Below are 20522 nucleotides of genomic sequence, written 5' to 3'. Positions count from 1 at the left end.
AACATGATACAGATATTCCTGTCAAAACTGCGCGGCTTCGCGCGCGAAACCAAAGCAAGTGCTTCTGTGGAAGCCGCTATCATCTTTCCCGTGGTTTTTTGGGCCTACGCGGCAATGTTCACCTACTACGAGGCTTACCGCGCGCAAGCTGTTGCCGAAAAAGCCGCCTACACGATTTCGGATATGATCAGCCGTGAAACCGAAGCGATTACGCCAGATTACATGACAAACGCGCGTCACATTTATAAAGACCTCTCGGGTCTGAGCCCGGGTGAAACCGCGCTGCGCGTTACACTGCTGCGCTGGGACGCCAATCAGAACCGTTTCAAGATAGACTGGTCCCAGCGCCGCGGCGACATCCCGCGCCTGCGCAACCGCGATGTGCGTGACTACGACGCGCTGTTGCCACCCCTGATCGCGAACGAGCGCATCATTCTGGTGGAAACCGCGTCCGATTACGAACCCGCGTTCAGCGTCGGACTGGCCCCGCGCGTGATCGAGACCTTCGTCTACACGCGCCCACGCTTTGCACCGCAAATCGTTTGGGACAGCAACGGCTAAGCGCCTGCGTAATAAAGCAAGACCAACGCCGCACCGAGCCATCCGCTCGCGCGGCGTTTTCTATTTTGCCGGGATGCCCGCTTTGAGATCGCGCTCCGCGATCAGGATCGCCAGCGCTTCGGCCATCCCCTTGGTCTGGGGCGCACCTGTGACGCCGCCCACACCGATCTTGCGTGAAAACGCCCAGAACATACCCGGGGCCCAGCGGCGCGCACCCTTTTGCTTCAAGGTCACCAGAAACCCGTTGGAGGGTTTGAATGCGAAGGCCCCACGCTCGACCTTTTTGATAGTGTCGAGTTCGGCCAAGATGATACCGCCCTGCACGCGCAGCTGCGTTGCAGTCAGCTCGATCACCTGCGCCGTAGCAGTATGCAAACGCATCGCACAAAATAGCCCGAGCAACCCTGCAAGGATCAAGAATATTTGCGACGGCCCGAACGGCACGGCCAGCGCGAGATAGATCAATAGCCCGCCAAGCAGCAAAAGCATCCCCGTCCCCAAAAAGCGGCGTGGCGGCGAGGCATAAAGCGTGGCGATGACAGGTTCGGACACAGGTTCAGGCATGGGTACAGGCCCCCCTCGATTGGATCAGTTCTTTCTTCCCCTACATGCAAGTTTGCACGAAAGCGAGAGGCGCTCGCCTACCTGCGCACGATCACCTCCGCGCCAGCCTCCTCGGGTTCATCATCGACCATTTGCGCCGGAAAGCCGGGCGCTGTGATATCAAGGCCCGTCGCTTGCTCGAGACGCTTGATGATATTAGGCGACAACTCGCGCGGGCCAAAGCGCGCGATGCCATCGTTGAAAATCTCGATCAAGAGCGGGTTCACCTGCAAGGGCACTTGCGCGCGATCCGCAACCGCCTGAAACAGGCCTATATCCTTGGCGACAAGATCCATGGTGAAGGAAATATCGCGGCTCCCGTTCAAAATGACCTGGCTTTCGGTTTCATGCACGAAAGATGTGCCAGACGAGACGCGGATCGCCTCATAGGCGGTTGCAAGGTCCATGCCTGCGCCTTTGGCCACCGTGAGCGCTTCTGCAACAGAGACAAGGTTGGCGGTAGCGAGATAATTGGTAATCACTTTCAAGATGCTGGCAGAGCCAAGATCACCCGTGTGCAGCACACGCCGCCCCATAATGGTCAAAAGTGGCAAAATCCGCTCGAAAGTGGCGCGCGCGCAGCCTGCAAAAATAGCAATATTTCCGGTATCGGCACGGTGACATCCCCCCGAGACAGGGCAATCCACCGCCGCGCCGCCCGCGTCGATCACGAGCGCGCCGAGCCGCTTGACTTCCGCCTCATCCGTAGTGGACATTTCCATCCAGATTTTGCCCTCTTTCACCTCTGGCAGCATCTCTTGCATCACTGCATCGGACGCCGCGGGGCTTGGCAGGCAGGTGATCACCGCATCACATGTGCGCATAAGCTGCGCAGGGCTTACACCCTTTCTAGCTCCCAGAGCGACAGATTTGGCCACCAAGCCTTCTTCCAGATCATGCACGGCAAGATCAACGCCATTGCGTAGCAAACTCCCCGAGAGTTTGCCGCCCACATTGCCCAGCCCGATAAATCCGATTTTCATGCCACTCTCCTTGATTTTCATCGCGAGATTGAAAGCGCCTTTGCGACCCGTCGCGCCTATTCGCGACCGATCTGCCCGCCGAAACCGCGTCAACAGTGAGTTTATTGGCAAGATGAAGAGGAAACTTGCACCAAGGTAACCACCCGTTAAGGTTAATCGCCTAGACAGAGCCTACCCGGATAGCTGGAGAGCGATCCCGGGTGCAAGGTGAAGCTCCGGTTGGCTTTTTCAATAAAGGTCAATCGGGGTGGAACGCATTGCCGCTTCATCTTGCCCATAAACTCAAATCCGGCACTTGCACCGCGTGCTTCGCTCGCTAGGCTTGCGCCATGACATATCTGCCCAACCACCCCGCGCACGAAAATGATGCAGAAGCGGGCATAGAGGTCACTGAGGGGTTCGAGCCTTTCGTGCAGCGCAACGACGTGTTCACCCGCGCCTTTTGGGACAAAAACGTCCGAAACAAGAAAACCGATGCGTTTTTCGCCTCCTATCGCATGGAAGCCGCGCCACGGCGCGGTGACGGGTTTACACAACGCGATTTTGCATTGCGCAACGCCTCCTGGCTGATTTCCGATATCGTGTCCGATCGCGGCGCAGAGAGCGGCGCGCGCGAGGGGTTCCAGGCACCAATCGCCTATGACACGCCCGTCGCACCAGATCAGATCAAAGTGGATGATCCCACCAAGATGAGCGCCGAAATCAAGCGCATCGCCCAGTTTTTCGGTGCCGACCTTTGCGCCGTCACCACACGTGATGATCGCTGGCACTACGCCAGCCGCGTTGACACCCGCGACATGAGCGAAGCGCCAAACGATTTGCCCGAGGGCATCACACATGTGATCGTGCTCGGGCATCAAATGGAGAAAGAGCTGGTCTCCACCTACCCCTCGGCCCTTGCCGGCGCAGCCACGGGGCGCGAATACAGCCATGAGGCAGCAATCGTTATGCAAATGGCGGCCTATATCCGCAATCTAGGCTATGAGGCCGTTGCCTCGATGAACGATACGGCATTGGTTATTCCTTATGCGCTCAAAGCGGGCCTTGGCGAATATGCGCGCAACCAGATGGTGATTACGCCGCAGTTCGGCCCGCGTTTGCGGTTTTCCAAGATATTTACCTCGTTGCCGCTGCAGCCGGACGCGCCCAAAAAACTGGGCGTCAGCGAGTTTTGCAACATCTGCACAAAATGCGCCGATGCTTGCCCGGTAAAGGCCCTGCCCTTTGGCGCGCCGACCCAAAGCCATCAGAAATCAAGCATCAAGGGCGTGCGCAAATGGACTTCCGACGCAGAGAAATGTTTCAGCTTTTGGGCCAAGATGGCCTCTGATTGTGCGATCTGCATGCGGGTTTGTCCGTTCAATCGCGATTTCACCAAATGGCATCATCGCCTGTGGCTGAAGCTGGCTTTGTCGCCTGCACGCAAAATTGCGCTTTGGTTTGACAAGGATCGTGGAGGGCGAGTGAAACCATCGCAGTGGTGGGGCGCCATTGGCAAATAAACATGCGCGGTTTGCGCAGGTCGGGATTTACAGAACCATGTTCAGGCTTCCGTGCATTATTGGAACGTTGATCTATTTCTTGACATAAATTCAGAACAGAATTCTAAAAAACCACTCAAGAACGCCCTACGTCGGATTTGACTTCCCTACCAAGCGCCTTCACTTGAGACGGTATTCTGCCGCGCGCAGAGGCGTTTGGAGGCACTGACATGTTCGAAACCATTTTGGAAATCACCGGCTGGGACATCACGCCAAGAGCCGCATCCGTCGCCCTCGCTTTGGCCATTGGCCTTGCCTTTGGCCTCCTTGCAGAGCGCTCCAAATTTTGCCTACGCAGCGCGCTGGTGGGCACGGCGCGCCGCGCCTCCCTAGGGGTCTGGCTCATGGCGCTCGCCTTTGCCGTGACCGGCACACAGGCGGCGGTCTTTGCAGAACTTGTCACATTTGAGGATCATCGTTTCTTCGCAGCAGACCTGCCCATCGCAGCGATCCTCACGGGCGGAGCAATGTTTGGCGCGGGCATGGTGCTGACACGCGGCTGCGCATCGCGCCTGACGGTTCTGGCAGGTACAGGCAATCTGCGCGCACTATTCGTGATGGTGATTTTCGCAATCATGGCCCATGCTACGCTCAAGGGCATTCTGGCACCTGTGCGCACTACATTAGGGGCGTTCACAGTAAATCTGGGCGAGATCACGGGCTTTGCAGCCCTGCCCGGCGGCGCGCTCTTTTGGGCAAGCCTGATCGCTCTTGCTGCGCTCACCTTGGCCCTGCGCTCCGGCGCGCAACTCAAAACCCTCACAATCTCAGCGGCTCTCGGCCTGCTCGTTCCAGCCGCATGGGTCGGCACGGGCTTCATCCTGTTTGACGAATTCGACCCCATTGCGCTCGAAAGCCTGTCGTTCACATCGCCCATGGCGGACAGCCTGTTCTGGTCGCTCGCCTCCACGTCCATCCCCGCAGGCTTTGGAGCAGGACTTATCGGCGGCGTTATCGCTGGCGCACTGATCGCTTCGTTGATTTTCGGAAGCTTCCAGTGGCAAAGCTTTGAGAGCCCTGCGCAAACGGGCCGCTATATCGGGGGCGCAGTATTGATGGGCATCGGCGGCGTTCTGGCTGGCGGCTGCACCGTGGGCGCGGGCCTTGCAGGCATCCCGACCCTCAGCTTTGCCGCGCTCGTCGCGCTTATGGCGATCGTTGCAGGCGCGCTGATGACAAACGCGCTGCTCAACCGTGCGTCTTCTTACGGATCCGACGCACGCCAAGCCACACAAGCAACACTACCGGCAGAGTAACCGCCGCCGTTATGACCCCCTTGCTGACCTCTATGAGGTCCGTGAGGGGGTAGAGCAAATAGGCCACGAGCGAGACGGCATAATAGCTGATCGCGACCACCGACAACCCCTCCACGGTCTCTTGCAAACGGTATTGCATGTCCGCGCGCCGATCCATGCTCTCCAGCAACTTCTGGTTCTGCGCAGAGCGATCCACATCCACGCGGGTTCGCAAAAGTTGTGCCGCCCTGATCGCCCGCTCCGCCATGCTTTGCAAACGCCCTTGCGTCGATGTGACCGTGCGCATCGCAGGATCAAAACGGCGCATCATGAATTCGGCCAACGTCTGCCGCCCCTCGAACGGCTGCTCGCGCAGCGCCGCAATGCGCTGGCTGACGATAGCCTCATAGGCACCCGTCGCACCGAAGCGATAGGAGCTCGCCGCTTGCAGCGCCTCCAGCTCGGTCGAGACATGCAGCAGATCGTCCAGCTGGGTTTCCGCCTGTCCGCTCGCATTTTGCATCTGCGTCATCAGCTTGGTCAACTCAAAATCCAGCTCGCCCATACGCGGGCTAAGATCGCGCACATGGGCAAACCCAAGCATAGACATGGATTTGTAAGTCTCGATCTCGAAGAGCCGTTGAACAATGCGGCCAATGCGCCCCTGCCCGACGCCCGCCCCCGCGAAAATCGCAAAGCGCGTGTGCCCTGCGGGATCAATGTGAAAATCCCCCGCCACGATTGCCGCCCGGTCCAGAACAGAGCTGACCGCAAGGCTTTCGCGCACGAACCAGTCGCTGACCTTGCTCTGGATAATGCTGGTGTCATGCTGCGCCTCGATGCGCAGCGTGCACGAGGTAATGCGCTGCCCCGGCGCTGCAGCAATCCAGTCCTCGGGGAAAACGTCAAAATCATGGGGGTCAAATGCGCGCTCGCTCAACCCCTCCAAAAGCAGCGTGAGCGTCACAAATTCTGTGTGCCGCTCCCATTTGATCCGGTGCCGCCCAAGCGCACCAAAGTAATGTGTCGCACCCGGTTGCGGATGCGGCGCGCCGTAGCGATCAAGCAGCTCCACCAGATGCGCAAGGTCTGCCGCCGCCGCCTCCGGCCCTGCGCCGCCCTGATGTTTCAGCGCCAGAAACACGGCGCGCGAGCCTGCGGAGACGCTCGGAAACGGGCGCGCGTGCAGCTCGTTCGAGAGTTGATAGCGCAGCGGATGATCCGTGATCGGGGGCATAGATGCGAGCCTTGGCAAGAATGAACTTGCCAAGGTTTAGCAAGCGCCCCCTGCGCAATCAACAAAAACTATTATTTTCAGTCGCTTAGTGGAATACCACGGCATACCGAAGCCTTAGGAAGCGCAACCACTTCCAATAATCACCGCACGCGCCTCGGCGTCGAAAACACTGCTCTGCACGGTGCCATTCCCAGACATGTGCACCTCAGCACCCGCAATTTCAGAGCCATTCACCGTGATCTGGCGCGCGCTTGACGTGTCATCAACGTCAATAGTGAAACTAATGGGCATCCCCATGGGAAGCTGCGTCATAGTCAGCGTCAGGCTTTGATCCCCATCCTTCACATCGCTGATGCCAGAAACCAGATCGCGGCCCGCAACCAACTCGAAAGGTTGGAAAACCTCGACGCCGCTGCCCTGCTCTGTGACGTCGAAAATCAGCGCACCAGCAGAGGGAGTCAGGTCGATCGTAATGTCAAATGGACCGCTCAGACAATCTATCGTTGATGAAATTTCAAAGCGATCCTTGGGCGCCCCCTCGATAAACTGTACATTCAGATCGGCCAGCACGGCTGAACCGAACACGAGCGTGGCGGCGGTAAAGGCAACGAGCGTTTTCATATTCAGCTTATCCTAATTTCTAAGGAAGATGATGGATTGCCAGCGTCGAAATTGCAAATCACGATCCCCGGAACGAAAAAAGCCCCGCCATATTGGCGGGGCTTTTCCTTGTACCTTGCAATCGACTTTAGTCGATCATCGGCAAAAGCTTGTTCAGGCTCTCTTTCGCATCGCCGTAATACATGCGGGTATTTTCTTTGTAGAACAGCGGGTTTTCGATGCCCGAGTAGCCCGTGCCTTGGCCGCGTTTGGACACGAACACCTGCTTGGCTTTCCAGCACTCAAGCACTGGCATACCAGCAATGGGTGAGTTCGGATCGTCCTGCGCCGCGGGGTTCACGATGTCATTCGAGCCGATCACGATCGCCACGTCCGTGGACGGGAAGTCCTCGTTGATCTCGTCCATTTCCATTACGATGTCATAGGGCACTTTGGCCTCGGCCAAGAGCACGTTCATGTGACCCGGCAAGCGCCCCGCAACAGGGTGGATCGCAAAGCGAACCGTCTTGCCCTGCGCGCGCAATTTGCGCACCAGTTCCGCCACAGCCGCCTGCGCCTGCGCCACCGCCATGCCGTAGCCCGGGATGATGATCACGCTGTCCGCCTCGTTCAAAGCGCTCGCGACGCCGTCGGTGTCGATCGCCACTTGCTCGCCCTCGACCGCCATCTGCTCGCCCGCAGGTCCGCCAAAGCCGCCCAGGATCACGGAGATGAACGAACGGTTCATCGCCTTGCACATGATGTAGGACAAGATCGCACCGCTTGAGCCGACCAGCGCGCCAACCACGATAAGCAAATCATTCCCGAGGGAAAAACCAATCGCCGCAGCCGCCCAGCCGGAGTAGCTGTTGAGCATCGACACAACCACCGGCATATCCGCGCCGCCGATGCCCATGATCAAATGGTAGCCAATGAAGAGCGCCGCCAAAGTCATCAGGGCCAGTGGCAGAACACCGCCCGTGTTGACGTACCAAATCAGTGTGATCAACGACAATCCTGCCGCCGCCGCGTTCAACATATGACCGCCCGGCAGTTTCGTCGCCGCACTATCTACTTTGCCCGCCAGCTTGCCATACGCAATGACGGAGCCTGTGAAAGTGATTGCGCCGATGAAGATACCAAGGAACAGCTCGACCCGCAGGATGCCAATCTCAACACCATCCTTCTTGGCCAAGAGCGCAGCAAAGCCTTCAAGCGCTTTCTTCTGCGCATCATCCATCGCCAGAACACGGCCCAGTTCGATATGTGCGATCAAGCCCACGAAGACCGCCGCGAGGCCGACCAGAGAGTGCATCGCAGCGACCAGTTCGGGCATCTGCGTCATCTGCACTTTCGTCGCCAATTGATAGCCGATCGCGCCGCCGCCAATGATCATCAGCACCGACAAAAGCCAATAGCCAGACCCCGGCCCGACCAGCGTTGCCGCCACCGCCAGCGCCATGCCGACAATGCCATACCATACCGCGCGTTTTGCGCTTTCCTGCCCTGACAAACCGCCCAAAGACAGAATGAACAGAACCGCTGCAACTACGTAAGCTGCTGTTGTAAAACCAAATTCCATCAATCCAGCCCCCTTACGATTTCTGGAACATGGCGAGCATACGCCGTGTTACAAGAAAGCCGCCGAAAATGTTGATGCCCGTCATAAAGACCGACACAGCCGCGAGCAGGATCACCAGGAAAGAGCCCGACGCGATTTGCATCAGCGCCCCCAGAATGATGATCGAAGAAATCGCGTTCGTCACCGCCATCAGCGGTGTGTGCAAGGAATGCGCCACGCCCCAAATGACTTGGAAGCCGACGAAGACCGCCAGAACAAAGACGATAAAGTGCTGCATGAAGCTCGCAGGTGCCACAAGACCCACGCCCAGCAAAAGCACCGCACCAACCGTCAGCAGCGTAACCTGGCTCTTGGTCTGCGCTTTGAACGCTGCAGTTTCCGCCGCGCGCTTTTCTTCCGCTGTCAGTTCTTTGATCGGCTCTTTCTTCTGCGCCGCAATCGCCTGGATCTTTGGCGGCGGCGGCGGGAATGTGATCTCTTTGTCAAACGTCACGGTCGCGCCGCGAATGACATCATCTTCCATGTTGTGATTGATCTGGCCGTCCTTTTCAGGGGTCAGGTCGGTCATCATGTGGCGAATGTTGGTCGCATAAAGCGTCGAGGCTTGCGCCGCCATACGTGATGGGAAGTCGGTGTAGCCGATGATGGTCACGCCATTGTCAGTCACGATTTTCTCGTCCTTGACGGTCAGCTTGCAGTTGCCGCCCTTTTCCGCCGCGAGATCGACAATGACCGATCCGGGCTTCATCGCGTCGACCATGTCCTTGGTCCAAAGCTCTGGCGCTTCGCGGTTCGGGATCAGGGCTGTCGTGATGACAATATCCATGTCCGGAGCGATCTCGCGGAACTTGGCAAGCTGCGCGGCGGCAAACTCGGGGCTGGACACGGCAGCATACCCGCCCGTCGCTGCGCCGTCGGCCTGTTCCTCGTTGAAGTCGAGAAAGACGAACTCGGCCCCCATGCTTTCAACCTGCTCGGCCACTTCGGGGCGCACATCGAAGGCATACGTGATCGCACCAAGAGATGTGGACGTGCCTATGGCGGCCAATCCGGCCACGCCCGCGCCCACAACCAGAACCTTGGCTGGCGGAACCTTACCCGCCGCAGTGATCTGACCTGTGAAGAAACGCGGGAAGTTGTTGCCCGCCTCGATCACCGCGCGATACCCCGCGATATTCGCCATGCTCGACAGGGCATCCATCTTCTGCGCTCGGCTGATGCGCGGCACCATTTCCATGGCAATTACGTTCGTGCCCTTTTTCTTGGCCGCATCCATGCCTGCGTCATTCGCCGCCGGCGTGAAGAAGGAAATCAACGTCTGACCCTCCCGCATCCGCTTCAACTCCGCCGCCTCCGGCTGGCGAACCTTGGCGACGATGTCGGCCCCTTTCCAAAGTGCTGCGGCGGTCTTTACGACCTCAACGCCAGCGTCCTTGTAGAGCGCATCGGAGAAACCGGCATTCGCGCCAGCGCCCGTTTCGATCATGCAGTCATATCCGAGTTTCTGAAGCTGCTTCGCGCTATCAGGCGTCATGCCTACGCGGTTCTCCCCCTCGAACACTTCTTTAGGTGTTCCGATTTTCAATGGTCTGTCCCCTTTTTTTGGAATGGGTTAATCTCTTGTGCCAGCCGCTTACGCAGGATCAACTAAGTCCCTAAAGGGCAAGTGCGCGTCAGACAAGCGCGTGTCGCTCTGCGCTCTGCTCATGTCGCAAAAATTACACGCGACAATCAGACCCAGCGCCTAACATCTTGGCAATAACGGGCAAATGCAGCTCTGAACTTGCGGCGCAAGCGGTCTTCTTCGGGTATGATGAAGCGCTTTTCGATGATCCAGACGAAGATCGGGATCAACGCTAGCGCTATTACCGCATCAAAGCGCAGAATCAGCCCCGCCAATATCAACGTATCACCTGCGTAGATCGGATTACGCGAGCGTTTGAAGATGCCCGAGACCACCAGTTTTTCCGCCTCGCGGTGCGGGATCACAGTGGTCTGCATGCGGCGCATTTCATAAACGGCAAGGCCCATCAGGATCACGCCGCCGCCCACCAACAGCCCGCCTGCGAAATCCGCCCAAGCACCCCCGAAACTCAGCCCGAGGGATGCGTTCACACTGGACCACCATGCCAGAAGGATCGCACCAAGCAGCCACAGCGGCGGAATGTCGATCCATTTAAGCATCAGGAATATATCCTGCATGACTGGACCAGCCACGCAGACCGGTTTGCAACACCAGCACGTTTTCGCGCCCCATCACGCGCGCGGCAAAGGCCGCCTGCGCCGAAAGCGATCCGGTGTTACAGACGAAAACAACCATACCGGTCTCGGGGATTTCATCGAGGCGCGATGGTACCTCGCGCCATTCGATATTGACGGCACCCGGAATGGTTTCCTGCGCGAATTGCTCCGCATCGCGCGTGTCCACGAAATAGATCGAGTGGAATACGTCCTCTGTCAGCTGTGCCGGCTCGATGATGCCCGCATCATAGGTGGCAAAGTCCATGTAGTCGATTAAAGCCTCCGAAAGGTCATCGGCGGCCAGGGGAGGGGCGAGCGCGGCGATCAGCGCTGCTGCTTTAAGCGCGTGTTTCATTCGAATTCCATTTCCTCGTAAACGCGCCCTGCATTCTTGGTCGCCAGTTCCTCGAACGTATCAAGGTGGGCGAAGGGGGTTTGATCGACGTAATAGGCCTCTGCCAGATCACCACCATTGTCCAGATGTTCTCCGATCTTCTCGCGCAGATAAACCAGATAATCATGGGTGTAGCGGCGCACCTGCGCGAGGTTGGTGGGGTGGCCGTGCCCCGGAATGATGTATGTGGGATTGAGCGGCTCGAAGGCAGTTTCCCAGGTTTCCACCCAGCAGCTTGTGCAGGTGTCCGGAAAGATCGGTGGCATGCGTTCATGAAAGGCGATATCGCCCGCGATCATCATCGACCATTGCGGAATCCAGACTTGCGTATCGCCGGGGCCGTGCGCGGGGCCAAGGTGCAGCACTTCCAGCGTGAGATCCCCCATGGTGATTGTCTCGCGATCGGCAAAAGTACGCGTCGGCGCGACGATGCGTGTGCCCTCCGCCTTGTCGCGGTTGTAGCCCTTCATACCCTCCAGAATTTGGAACCCGTTTTCAGCCACCTCATGCGCCGCATCTTCATGCATCAAGATCTCGACGCCCTGGTCCGCCCAGTAGGAGTTGCCGAGCACCGCATGCCCCTGCCCGTTCTCGTTTATCACCAGTTTGACCGGTTGATCGGTAATCAGCTTGATCTCGTCGTGCAGCGCTTTGGCAAGGCGCGCCGAGGCACCGCCGTTCACCACGATCACACCCTCGCCGGTGATGACAAAACTCAGGTTGTTGTTGTGTCCCGAATTTTCATAGGTCGGCGGCGCAGTCGCGCCGATCGCTGAGAACACATTGGGGATAAACTCGACAGGTTTCGAGTAAAGCTCTGATTGTGGATACTGATCGGCGATATCTTCGCTTGCGATCAGCGGGCTGGCAGCGAGCAGTGCAAGTGTCAGGACTTTGCGCATGTAGGCCTCCTTTGGGTTACTTACACATTCACAGAACTGCATAGGTATGTAAAGCGGCGTGCAAAGTGACGGAACGGCGCGACTTGTCACACTGTGCAAGCGCTATAGGGTGAGCGCAAAGGGAGATTAGAATATGGATCTGAACGGCAAACACGCATTGATCACAGGCGGCGGCACGGGCATCGGCCTTGCCATCGCAAAAGCATTGGCCGAGGCCGGCGCAGAGGTCACGATTACAGGACGGCGCAAGGAGGTTTTGGAAAAGGTCGCGGGCGGACGCATTCATGCGCTGGCGATGGACGTCGCCGATGAGGCCTCTGTCGTGGAGGGCTTTGCAAGCGCCGTCGCGGCGCGCGGCCAGATTGCGATTTGCGTGGCGAACGCTGGCATCGCAGAAGGCAAGGCGCTGCATAAAATGGATATGGCGTTTTGGCGCAAGGTGATCGGCATCAACCTTGATGGTGCCTACCTGACCATGCGGGAAGCGATGAAATCTATGACGGGGCTGGAGTACGGCCGCGTCATCGCAATCGCCTCCATCGCGGGCATCAAGGGTCTGCGCGGCGCGCCTGCCTATACTGCGTCCAAACATGGAATGATAGGCCTCGTGCGGGGTCTAAGCGAGGACTACATGGGCACGCCCATCACGTTCAACGCGATTTGCCCCGGCTATGTGGACACGGCGATCGTGTCCGAGAACACCGTTTCCATCGCGGCGCGCGCAGGCATCACCGAAGAGCAGGCGCTGAAGATGATGGTCCAGACCAACCGCCACCAACGCCTGATCACCCCCGAGGAAGTGGCGCATACTGCAATGTACCTGTGCGATCCAAACTCCGGTTCGATCAACGGTCAAACCATGGAGATTGCCGGCGGGCAGATGTAATGCTCAGCCGCGCGGCGATCAACGCCTACTGCAAGTCCCTGCCCCATACGACACATGTTGTGCAATGGGGCAATTCGGACGTGTGGAAGCTGGGCGGCAGGGTGTTTGCGGTTGGCGGCTGGGCGGATGGCGACAATGCGGTGAGTTTCAAGGTAAGCGAGTTGGGTTTCGAGGTGTTAAGCGACATGCCCGGCATCCGCCCCGCGCCCTACCTCGCCTCGCGCGGTATGAAATGGGTGCAGGTCTACGGCGATCCGGGGCTCGGGGATGCAGAGCTTAAGGCGCATCTAGAGGCAAGCTACGAGATGATCAAAGCCAAGCTGACCCGTAAATTGCGCAGCGAGCTTGGTTTGATCTGAAGGAGCGCGCAAGCGCGCACAGGATTAGCATGCCCGTGGGGCATGCGGGTTTTGCCTCCGGCGGCGATATTTTGCGAAAGAGGAAGGGTTAAGGCAGGAGACCTTTTCCCAAGAGCTGCGCCAGCGCCGCGCTGCGTGCCTTGTAGATCGCGTAGCTGGGGGCCGGGTTTTTCAGGCCATCATAGGACGACATGATTGTTTGCGCGGTGAGGACGGGATCCTCGCATATGATGCGCTGGTCATGCGCCTCTCGGCGCAGCCAATCGGCCAGCGCGGAGCAGATGTTTTGCGCGATCTCCTCGGCACGGCTCAGCACTGCACCGCTTTTGATATCCATCAACTCATTGCCGTGTTTTGCGTCCAGCAGCACTTCTTTGATGCCATCGGGATCGAAGGCGGCGAACAGATCGCCGATCACCGCCGCAGGGCTGCCAGATTGGGCGAGCCGCGCGAGGATCGAGCGTTGCACCGTGTTCAGATATCCAAGCACCAGAAAGTTGAACACATCCTCTTTGCTTTGGAAATGCAGATACAGCGCAGGGCGCGACATGCCTGCCTTATCCGCGATGCGCTGCATAGATGTTTTGCGAAATCCATGCTCTGCAAAGACCGCGAATGCTGCCTTTGCGATTAGTTTTTGTTTTTCAGATTCAGGTGTTTCGCGGATCATAGCGCACGTTTGACAAAAATAGATAATTTTGTCAATTGACACCCTGACACAAAGACCTATTTTTGTCAGATGGTTTTGGAGAACGAGCAATGGCGACTGAAATAACCGTAAACGGCAAAGCGCGCAGCGTAGATTTGCCCGAAGACGTACCCCTTCTATGGGTGCTGCGTGACGAGTTGAACCTTACCGGTACCAAATACGGCTGCGGCGTTGCCGCCTGCGGTGCCTGCACAGTTCATATTGACGGGGTCGCAGTACGCTCGTGCCAGACCGCACTCGGGGATGTGGACGGCGACGTGACCACGATCGAGGGGCTTGGCACGCCGCAGGCCTTGCATGCGCTGCAAGCCGCATGGATAGAACATCAAGCCGCGCAATGCGGCTTTTGCCAGTCGGGCCAGATCATGCAGGCTGCCAGTTTGTTGGCGCAAAACCCCGCTCCGAGCGATCAGGACATCGACGACGCAATGCAGGGCAATCTGTGCCGCTGCGGCACCTATCCACGCATCCGCGCGGCGATCCACAGCGCCGCCAAAGCCACGCAGGGAGCGTAGATCATGGCCTCATTCAAAAAAATCGCCCGTCGTACGTTTCTGATCGGCTCTGCTGCCATCGTTGGCGGCGTCGCATTCGGCACCTACAAATTTACGCGTCCGCTGGAAAATCCGTTGGAGGCCGGCCCGAACGAGGCGGCACTCAACCCGTTCATCTTCATTGATCAGAGCGGCGTTACCATCATCACCCCGCGCGCGGAAATGGGGCAAGGCGTACACACCACACTGGCCGCGCTCGCCGCAGAAGAGCTTGATATCGCTTGGGAAGATGTGCGCGTGCTGCACGGCCCACCGGCGCAGGCCTATTACAACAGCGCTTTGATGCAGGCCGCTTTGCCGGTCGCCGAATATTCCAAAGGCGCGTTTATGGAGACGGTTTCCGAAGCGCTGGGACAGGCCAACAAACTGCTTGGCATGCAACTTACCGGCGGCTCCACCTCGATGAAGGACGGCTATGAGCGCCTGCGCCATGCCGGTGCCAGCGCGCGCGAGACGCTGAAACTGGCCGCCAGCGATGCACTCGGGGTGTCGGTCAGCAGCCTGCGCACCGAAAACGGGCGCGTCATCGCGCCGGATGGCAATTCGGTCAGCTATTCTGATATGGCGACGCGCGCGGCTAAGATTGACCCACCGCAGGTGGAGCTGCGCCCTGCGTCCGAGTGGAAATACCTCGGCAAGACCATGCCCCGCGTTGATATGACCGGCAAAGCCACAGGCACCGCTGAGTTCGGCATCGATGTACGCCGCGAGGGGATGAAGTTCGCGACGGTGCGGATGAATCCACGCCTTGGCGCGCCCATGCTCTCGATGGATGCAAGCGCCGCAGAGACTATGCCGGGCATCGAAAAGATCGTCGCGCTCGATGGCGGCTATGCAGTGATCGCCAGCAACACATGGCTCGCCTTTCAGGGCGCCGATGCGGTGCAGGCAGAGTGGGGCGATGCGCCCTACCCGGCCGAACAAGGTGCGATCTGGCAAGCGATCGAGGACAGTTTCGAGGGCAAAGCCAATTCAACCCTGCGCGACGACGGCGATGCAGATACGCCCGTTCAGGGCGCGACCGAGATCACCGCAGAGTACCGCATGCCCTTCCTTGCCCATGCCACGATGGAGCCGATGAACGCGACCGCGCTCTACACAGGCGATGCGCTGGAGGTCTGGTGTGGCAACCAAGGGCCGACGATCGTGCGCGATCGCTGCGCCGAGGCCGTCAATCTGGCCCCCGAGCAGGTCACGTTGCACACCACCCTTATGGGCGGCGGATTTGGACGGCGCGGCGAAAGCGACTACGCAGTGCTGGCCGCGCAGGTCGCCAAGCAGATGCAAGGCACCCCGGTTCAGCTGACCTGGACGCGCGAAGAGGACATGTCGCACGACTTTTTCCGCCCTGCCGCGATTGGCCGTTACAAAGGAGCAGTAAAGGATGGCAAGGCTGTGCTGCTCGATGCCAAGGTCGCAGGCCCGTCCGTGACCATAGGCGCAATGAAACGCCTGACAGGCTTTACCGCCGCTGGCCCCGACAAGGTGCATGTGGAGGGCGCGTTCGATCAGCCCTATCAAATCCCCAATTACCGCATTGCAGGTCACCTGACGGACATTGCGATCCCCGCGGGATTTTGGCGCGCTGTGGGCAACTCGGTCAACGCGTTCATGCACGACAGTTTTCTCGATGAACTCGCCCATGCCGCCAGCGCGGACCCGCTCGAATTCCGCCTCTCCATGATGCGCCATGAACATGCGCCCTCTGCTGGCACGCTCGAAGCGGTGCGCGATATGTCGGGCTGGAGCGGCAAGCGCGAGGCAGGCGTCGGGCGCGGCGTAGCCTTTGCCCATAGCTTCGGTACGCCCGTGGCGCAGGTGATCGAGGTCATTGACGAGGACGGCGCAATCCGCATCAACCGCGCGTGGATCGCGGCCGATCTTGGCATCGCGCTCGATCCCGGCAATCTTGAGGCACAGATGTATGGCGGAATGATCTACGGTCTGTCTGCGGCCGCGTTTGGCGAGATCACTTTTGCAAGCGGCGCGGTCGAGCAAGGTAATTTCCCCGATTATGACGCGCTGCGCATGCACAATGCGCCTGTGACCGAGGTGCAAATCCTTGCCAGCGGCGGATTTCTGGGCGGCGCAGGCGAGCCGGGAACCCCGCCCGCGATGTCCGCGCTCACCAATGCGATCTTCGATCTGACAGGCAAACGTGCGCGCACATTGCCCTTGATGCACGAGTTTGATCTGCTGGTTTAAGCGCAAACGCCGTTTTGCATATACTGCGCGCTTCATCCCCTTGAGGCGCGCAGTTCTCGTTTCCCGACCTGCCCCATGTCCGCCATAATCCCATAAAACTATCTGAAAATTGTCTTAATTCACGCGCAAACGCGCCGTGAAGCAATTGTATCCATTCTGGAAACGCCGCGGAAACACACTGTTTCCCTTGCGGTTCCAAGAAAGGAAACAGGCGCATGCCCATTGGATATCTGGTGACACTCGGCGACGGCGTGCTTGATGTGAACGATTCCATTGATGGCACGCAGATCACCTTTACCACCGCCAGCATTATCGGCTCGGGCGGCTGGAATTGGTCCGGTGTCTGGGCGGGCAATGGCGTTTTCTATTCCAACATTGGCGATTCAGGCGTTTATCACGTGGCCACGGATGGCAACGTCTATTTCGTCCCCACCAGCTACGACATTCTGAGCGGCACCGCCTATGTCACTTCCGCCCCCGCTTACACGGCGACAACGTATGTCTCCGGCACCAGCGGCGCGGATATTATCGATGCCGGCTATACTGACAGCGAAGGCGATCAAATCGATGCCGGCGACGGCACCGGTGCCTCCGGTCACGAAGACACGGTACATGCGGGTGATGGCAATGACAGTGTCGAGGCGGGCCTCGAGAACGATCTGGTCTACGGCGGCGGCGGCAACGACACGTTAGAGGGCGGTTCGGGCAATGATACCCTCTACGGGGACAGCGATCCGGTCTTTGCAGGCGGCGTCGCGGGCAATGACAGCATCCTCGGCGGCGCGGGCAATGACGCGATCTTCGGCGAGGGCGGCGCGGACACGCTGCGCGGCAATGGTGGCAACGACACGATCTCCGGCGGCGCAGGGGATGATACGCTCTTTGGCGGCGGCGGCAACGACACGCTTGTGGGCGATGCAGGCAATGACAGCATCAACGGCGGTTCCGGCAATGATTTCATCGGGGCTGCGCCGAGCGCTGACAGCGCCGCGCTCGATTGGAGCGACGTCGATGCAAACGGCACTTTCGAACTAGAGGGCGCGGCAGGCACGCTGAACGTTACGCTCAGCACCACGACCAACGGTGCGGGGCAAACCGCCAACGCGACAAGCCAAGGCTCTCCCTCCGCAAGCGGCCTGTGGGTGTCGAGCGTAACCGATCCGATCACCACCACCATGACCTTCGATGCAGAGGTCGAGAACGCCAGCTTCGAGATTTACGATATTGATCAGAGCGCAGGGTCCTGGGATGACCTGCTAACCATCATCGCGCTCGATAGTAATGGCAATCAGGTCACGGTGAACTTCTCCGATCTGGACGGGCTGCACTCGGTGAGCGGCGACACGCTCAATGCCGATGGCATGGCCAGCGGCGGCGTTGAAACTTCGGGCGCGGACGATTCCGTCACCGTCTCAATCACCGGTCCCTTCGTGCAGTTGATCTTTACCTTCGACAACGGCGAAAGCGCATCCAACAGCGGCACCTTCGGGGTCAGCAACATGACGCTTGACTTCACTGCCAATCTGGACGGCGAGCCGGGCGATGACACGATCGACGGTGGCTCGGGCAGCGATACTATCTTCGCAGGTAGCGGTGATGACAGCATTTCCGGCGGCACGGGCAGCGATATCCTGCACGGCCAAAGCGGCAATGACACGTTCAACGTGGCAGAGGGCGATAGCGCCTATGGCGGCGACGGCGATGACTATTTCAACCTGGTCGATCTGGGCGAGAGCATCGGCGCGGGTGCCAACATCTTCGTGCAAGGCGATGAGGGCGATGAAACGGATGGCGACACGCTGAACCTCGGCGCGCTCGGCAATCGCAACGATATCACCTATTCCAATCTGGACGATGCGGCAGGCGGGCTCAGCGGTACGCTGACCCTTGCCGATGGCACGCTCCTCACCTTCGAGAATATCGAGCGGATCATCTGCTTCACCCCCGGCACGCTGATCGACACGCCGCACGGCGCGCGCGATATCGAGACGCTCAAAGCGGGCGATCTGGTGAATACCCGCGATAGCGGTGCGCAGCCGATCAAATGGATGGGTGCGCGCACCCTGCCCTGCACCCCCGCGACCGCGCCAATCCGGTTCGAGATGGGCGCGCTTGAGGGGCTGACGCGGCCCCTGACCGTCTCGCCGCAGCACAAGATGCTGATCTCGCACTTTGCGTGCGATTTGCTGTTCGGCCAGCAAGAGGTGCTCTGCAGCGCCAAACATATGCTTGGTGCGGGAATCGCGCGCCATGGGCAAAGCATGGTGCGCTATATCCATCTCATGCTCGACACCCATCAGGTGATCACCGCCAATGGCGTGCCATGCGAGAGCTTTCACGCCGGCCCCGAAGGTCTCAAGGCACTCTCCGGCGCGTCCAAGGCGGATCTATTCAAGGCGTTTCCCGCGCTCGAACATGACCCCTTTGCGCATGGCAAGGCCGCATGCACCTGCCTAAAAGCCGATGAAACCCGGCTCCTGATGGAGGAAATCGCGCTGGCCAACGCTTGGCTGGCTGAGCGCCGCGTCGCGTAATTAGGCGCTCTTGCGCTTTGCGGCTCCAAGCCGGGCAGCGCGATAGCTGCGCGCAGCGGTGCCAAAGGCCTCGAACAGTGGCCTTGAGACCGGATCAGCCGCCGCATTCCACTCGGGATGCCATTGCACCGAAGCAGTAAATCCGGGCGCGTCCTTCACGTAGATCGCTTCTGGCGTGCCATCCTCGGCCTCGCCGTCAATCACAATCCGAGCGCCTGCGCGTTTGATCCCCTGCCCATGCAACGTATTGGTCATCACCTCGCGCGCGCCAAACAGGCGGTGAAACATCCCGCCCTCGCTCAGGCATACCTTGTGACGGATCTCGAATTTTTCCTCCAGCGTGCCATCGGGCGGCATGCGGTGGTTCATCCGCCCCGGCAGATCGCGGATTTCAGGATAAAGCGTGCCGCCCATAGCGACATTCACCTCTTGAAAGCCCCGACAAATCCCGAAAAAGGGTTGCCCCCGCTCGACGCAGGCGCGCACCAGCGGCAGGGTGATCGCGTCGCGCTCCCGATCAAAATCGCCATGCGCTTCGGTCTCCGCTTCGCCGTATTCTTCAGGATGCACGTTGGGTCGCCCGCCGGTCAGCAAAAAGCCGTCGCACTGCTCCAGCAATTCGGGGACAGACACATAGCGTGGATCGGTGGGGATCAGCAAAGGCATACAACCCGAAACCTCGGCAATCGCCTCGGAGTTCATAGTTCCCCCCGCATGGGCGGGATATTGATCATTTATCAAATACGAGTTGGAAATAATACCTACGATTGGGCGCGTCATGCGGGCTCCGAAGTGTTTAATGTTTCATCAGCCTATATCGCGTCTCAGGGCAGGCTTGCAATGGAGCAGATTACGAGCCTTGGGCCACACAAAAAAAGGCGCTGCAAAACACAGCGCCCTTTTGTTCATTTTTCAAGAAGTTATGCGCGCGAATGCCGCTTCATTCTCAAGCGACGCCAACCAAACCGGCAGCCGCCAATCCGGCCAGCCCTGCCTCAGCGTCATTTTCAGATGTATCGCCAGTAACACCGACGGCACCGACCACCGTTTCACCGTCTTTAATCAGGATACCGCCTGGCACCGGCACAACTTGTCCGCCAAAAACACCATTCACAGCGGCCATGAAATAGCCTTGCTGATCAGCGCGCGCCATCTGCGCAGAGCCGGGCATGCCGAGCATAACCGCACCATAGGCTTTGCCCTGCGCAATCGCGTAACGCCCCGGCGATGCGCCGTCCTGACGCTCGAACGCTATCAAATGCCCCCCTGCGTCAAGCACAGCAACCGATAGGGGTTTGAGCCCCATCTTTGCGCCTGTTTGCAGCGTTGCTGCGATGACTGTGCGGGCCTGCTCTAAAGTAACCATTATTTAGGGCTCTCTTTCATTTATAACTCT

The 20522-nt window shown here is 59.0% G+C and carries 20 protein-coding genes; 8 read left to right on the top strand and 12 right to left on the bottom strand.

The features are described 5' to 3' along the window. The first annotated feature begins 3 nt into the window (after window positions 1-3). Window positions 4-561, top strand: coding sequence for a TadE/TadG family type IV pilus assembly protein (locus tag B9P63_RS09075; RefSeq protein WP_085308221.1), 558 nt, complete (start codon window positions 4-6; stop codon window positions 559-561). Between the two features lie 60 nt (window positions 562-621). Here B9P63_RS09075 and B9P63_RS09070 read toward each other — a convergent pair whose 3' ends face one another. Then, window positions 622-1125, bottom strand: a complete 504-nt coding sequence (locus tag B9P63_RS09070) for a hypothetical protein (RefSeq protein ID WP_085308220.1) — start codon at window positions 1123-1125, stop codon at window positions 622-624. A gap of 77 nt (window positions 1126-1202) precedes the next feature. Then, complete coding sequence (locus B9P63_RS09065; protein WP_342743585.1) at window positions 1203-2207, bottom strand: NAD(P)-dependent oxidoreductase; 1005 nt, start codon at window positions 2205-2207, stop codon at window positions 1203-1205. 269 nt (window positions 2208-2476) lie between these two features. Between B9P63_RS09065 and B9P63_RS09060 the strand changes: the two genes are divergently transcribed. Further along, entirely contained in the window at window positions 2477-3649 is a 1173-nt protein-coding gene (locus B9P63_RS09060) for a reductive dehalogenase (protein WP_085308219.1), read from the top strand. 209 nt (window positions 3650-3858) lie between these two features. Continuing rightward, window positions 3859-4944: a YeeE/YedE family protein gene (locus B9P63_RS09055; protein ID WP_085308218.1), complete on the top strand. Its 1086-nt coding sequence runs from the start codon at window positions 3859-3861 to the stop codon at window positions 4942-4944. Here the strand turns inward: B9P63_RS09055 and B9P63_RS09050 are convergent. The 7 genes from B9P63_RS09050 to B9P63_RS09020 all read right to left on the bottom strand — a co-directional run bounded on the left by B9P63_RS09050 (window position 4877) and on the right by B9P63_RS09020 (window position 11879). Further along, entirely contained in the window at window positions 4877-6160 is a 1284-nt protein-coding gene (locus B9P63_RS09050; RefSeq protein WP_085308217.1) for a DUF3422 family protein, read from the bottom strand. The two genes, B9P63_RS09055 and B9P63_RS09050, sit on opposite strands and share 68 nt — an antisense overlap. A gap of 114 nt (window positions 6161-6274) precedes the next feature. After that, complete coding sequence (locus B9P63_RS09045; protein WP_085308216.1) at window positions 6275-6781, bottom strand: hypothetical protein; 507 nt, start codon at window positions 6779-6781, stop codon at window positions 6275-6277. A 127-nt stretch (window positions 6782-6908) separates the two neighbouring features. Beyond that, the gene (locus B9P63_RS09040; protein WP_085308215.1) at window positions 6909-8342 is read right to left on the bottom strand and encodes an NAD(P)(+) transhydrogenase (Re/Si-specific) subunit beta; all 1434 of its coding nucleotides are present in this window, start codon (window positions 8340-8342) and stop codon (window positions 6909-6911) included. A 13-nt stretch (window positions 8343-8355) separates the two neighbouring features. Continuing rightward, window positions 8356-9927: a Re/Si-specific NAD(P)(+) transhydrogenase subunit alpha gene (locus tag B9P63_RS09035; RefSeq protein ID WP_085308214.1), complete on the bottom strand. Its 1572-nt coding sequence runs from the start codon at window positions 9925-9927 to the stop codon at window positions 8356-8358. Window positions 9928-10073: 146 nt separating this feature from the next. Continuing rightward, on the bottom strand, window positions 10074-10526 hold the full coding sequence (locus B9P63_RS09030) for a methyltransferase family protein (RefSeq protein ID WP_085308213.1): 453 nt from the start codon (window positions 10524-10526) through the stop codon (window positions 10074-10076). Continuing rightward, the gene (locus B9P63_RS09025) at window positions 10519-10938 is read right to left on the bottom strand and encodes a rhodanese-like domain-containing protein (RefSeq protein WP_245830599.1); all 420 of its coding nucleotides are present in this window, start codon (window positions 10936-10938) and stop codon (window positions 10519-10521) included. The genes B9P63_RS09030 and B9P63_RS09025 overlap by 8 nt, the downstream gene beginning before the upstream one ends. Next, window positions 10935-11879, bottom strand: a complete 945-nt coding sequence (locus B9P63_RS09020; protein ID WP_085308341.1) for an MBL fold metallo-hydrolase — start codon at window positions 11877-11879, stop codon at window positions 10935-10937. The genes B9P63_RS09025 and B9P63_RS09020 overlap by 4 nt, the downstream gene beginning before the upstream one ends. 133 nt (window positions 11880-12012) lie before the next feature. Here B9P63_RS09020 and B9P63_RS09015 point away from each other — a divergent pair, with 133 nt between their 5' ends. Further along, window positions 12013-12765 (top strand): SDR family NAD(P)-dependent oxidoreductase, encoded by a 753-nt coding sequence (locus B9P63_RS09015; RefSeq protein WP_085308211.1) that lies wholly within the window; start codon window positions 12013-12015, stop codon window positions 12763-12765. Next, window positions 12765-13124, top strand: coding sequence for an MmcQ/YjbR family DNA-binding protein (locus tag B9P63_RS09010; RefSeq protein WP_085308210.1), 360 nt, complete (start codon window positions 12765-12767; stop codon window positions 13122-13124). The genes B9P63_RS09015 and B9P63_RS09010 overlap by 1 nt, the downstream gene beginning before the upstream one ends. An 88-nt stretch (window positions 13125-13212) precedes the next feature. Here B9P63_RS09010 and B9P63_RS09005 read toward each other — a convergent pair whose 3' ends face one another. Next, a complete protein-coding gene (locus B9P63_RS09005) occupies window positions 13213-13794 on the bottom strand; it encodes a TetR/AcrR family transcriptional regulator (protein WP_085308209.1) in 582 nt (193 codons plus the stop codon). An 89-nt stretch (window positions 13795-13883) separates the two neighbouring features. Here B9P63_RS09005 and B9P63_RS09000 point away from each other — a divergent pair, with 89 nt between their 5' ends. The 3 genes from B9P63_RS09000 to B9P63_RS08990 all read left to right on the top strand — a co-directional run bounded on the left by B9P63_RS09000 (window position 13884) and on the right by B9P63_RS08990 (window position 19126). Then, window positions 13884-14348, top strand: coding sequence for a (2Fe-2S)-binding protein (locus B9P63_RS09000; protein WP_085308208.1), 465 nt, complete (start codon window positions 13884-13886; stop codon window positions 14346-14348). Between the two features lie 3 nt (window positions 14349-14351). After that, entirely contained in the window at window positions 14352-16592 is a 2241-nt protein-coding gene (locus tag B9P63_RS08995; RefSeq protein ID WP_085308207.1) for a xanthine dehydrogenase family protein molybdopterin-binding subunit, read from the top strand. Between the two features lie 215 nt (window positions 16593-16807). Next, window positions 16808-19126, top strand: a complete 2319-nt coding sequence (locus tag B9P63_RS08990) for a Hint domain-containing protein (RefSeq protein WP_085308206.1) — start codon at window positions 16808-16810, stop codon at window positions 19124-19126. Here B9P63_RS08990 and B9P63_RS08985 read toward each other — a convergent pair whose 3' ends face one another. Together B9P63_RS08985 and B9P63_RS08980 are read right to left on the bottom strand one after the other, a co-directional pair. Then, on the bottom strand, window positions 19127-19906 hold the full coding sequence (locus tag B9P63_RS08985; RefSeq protein ID WP_085308205.1) for a gamma-glutamyl-gamma-aminobutyrate hydrolase family protein: 780 nt from the start codon (window positions 19904-19906) through the stop codon (window positions 19127-19129). A 166-nt stretch (window positions 19907-20072) separates the two neighbouring features. Further along, on the bottom strand, window positions 20073-20492 hold the full coding sequence (locus tag B9P63_RS08980; RefSeq protein ID WP_425439741.1) for a GlcG/HbpS family heme-binding protein: 420 nt from the start codon (window positions 20490-20492) through the stop codon (window positions 20073-20075). Between the last annotated feature and the right edge of the window lie 30 nt (window positions 20493-20522).

This window comes from Planktotalea arctica (genome assembly GCF_002105285.1).
Taxonomy (GTDB): domain Bacteria; phylum Pseudomonadota; class Alphaproteobacteria; order Rhodobacterales; family Rhodobacteraceae; genus Planktotalea; species Planktotalea arctica.
This window is presented reverse-complemented; position numbering and strand designations above follow the sequence as displayed.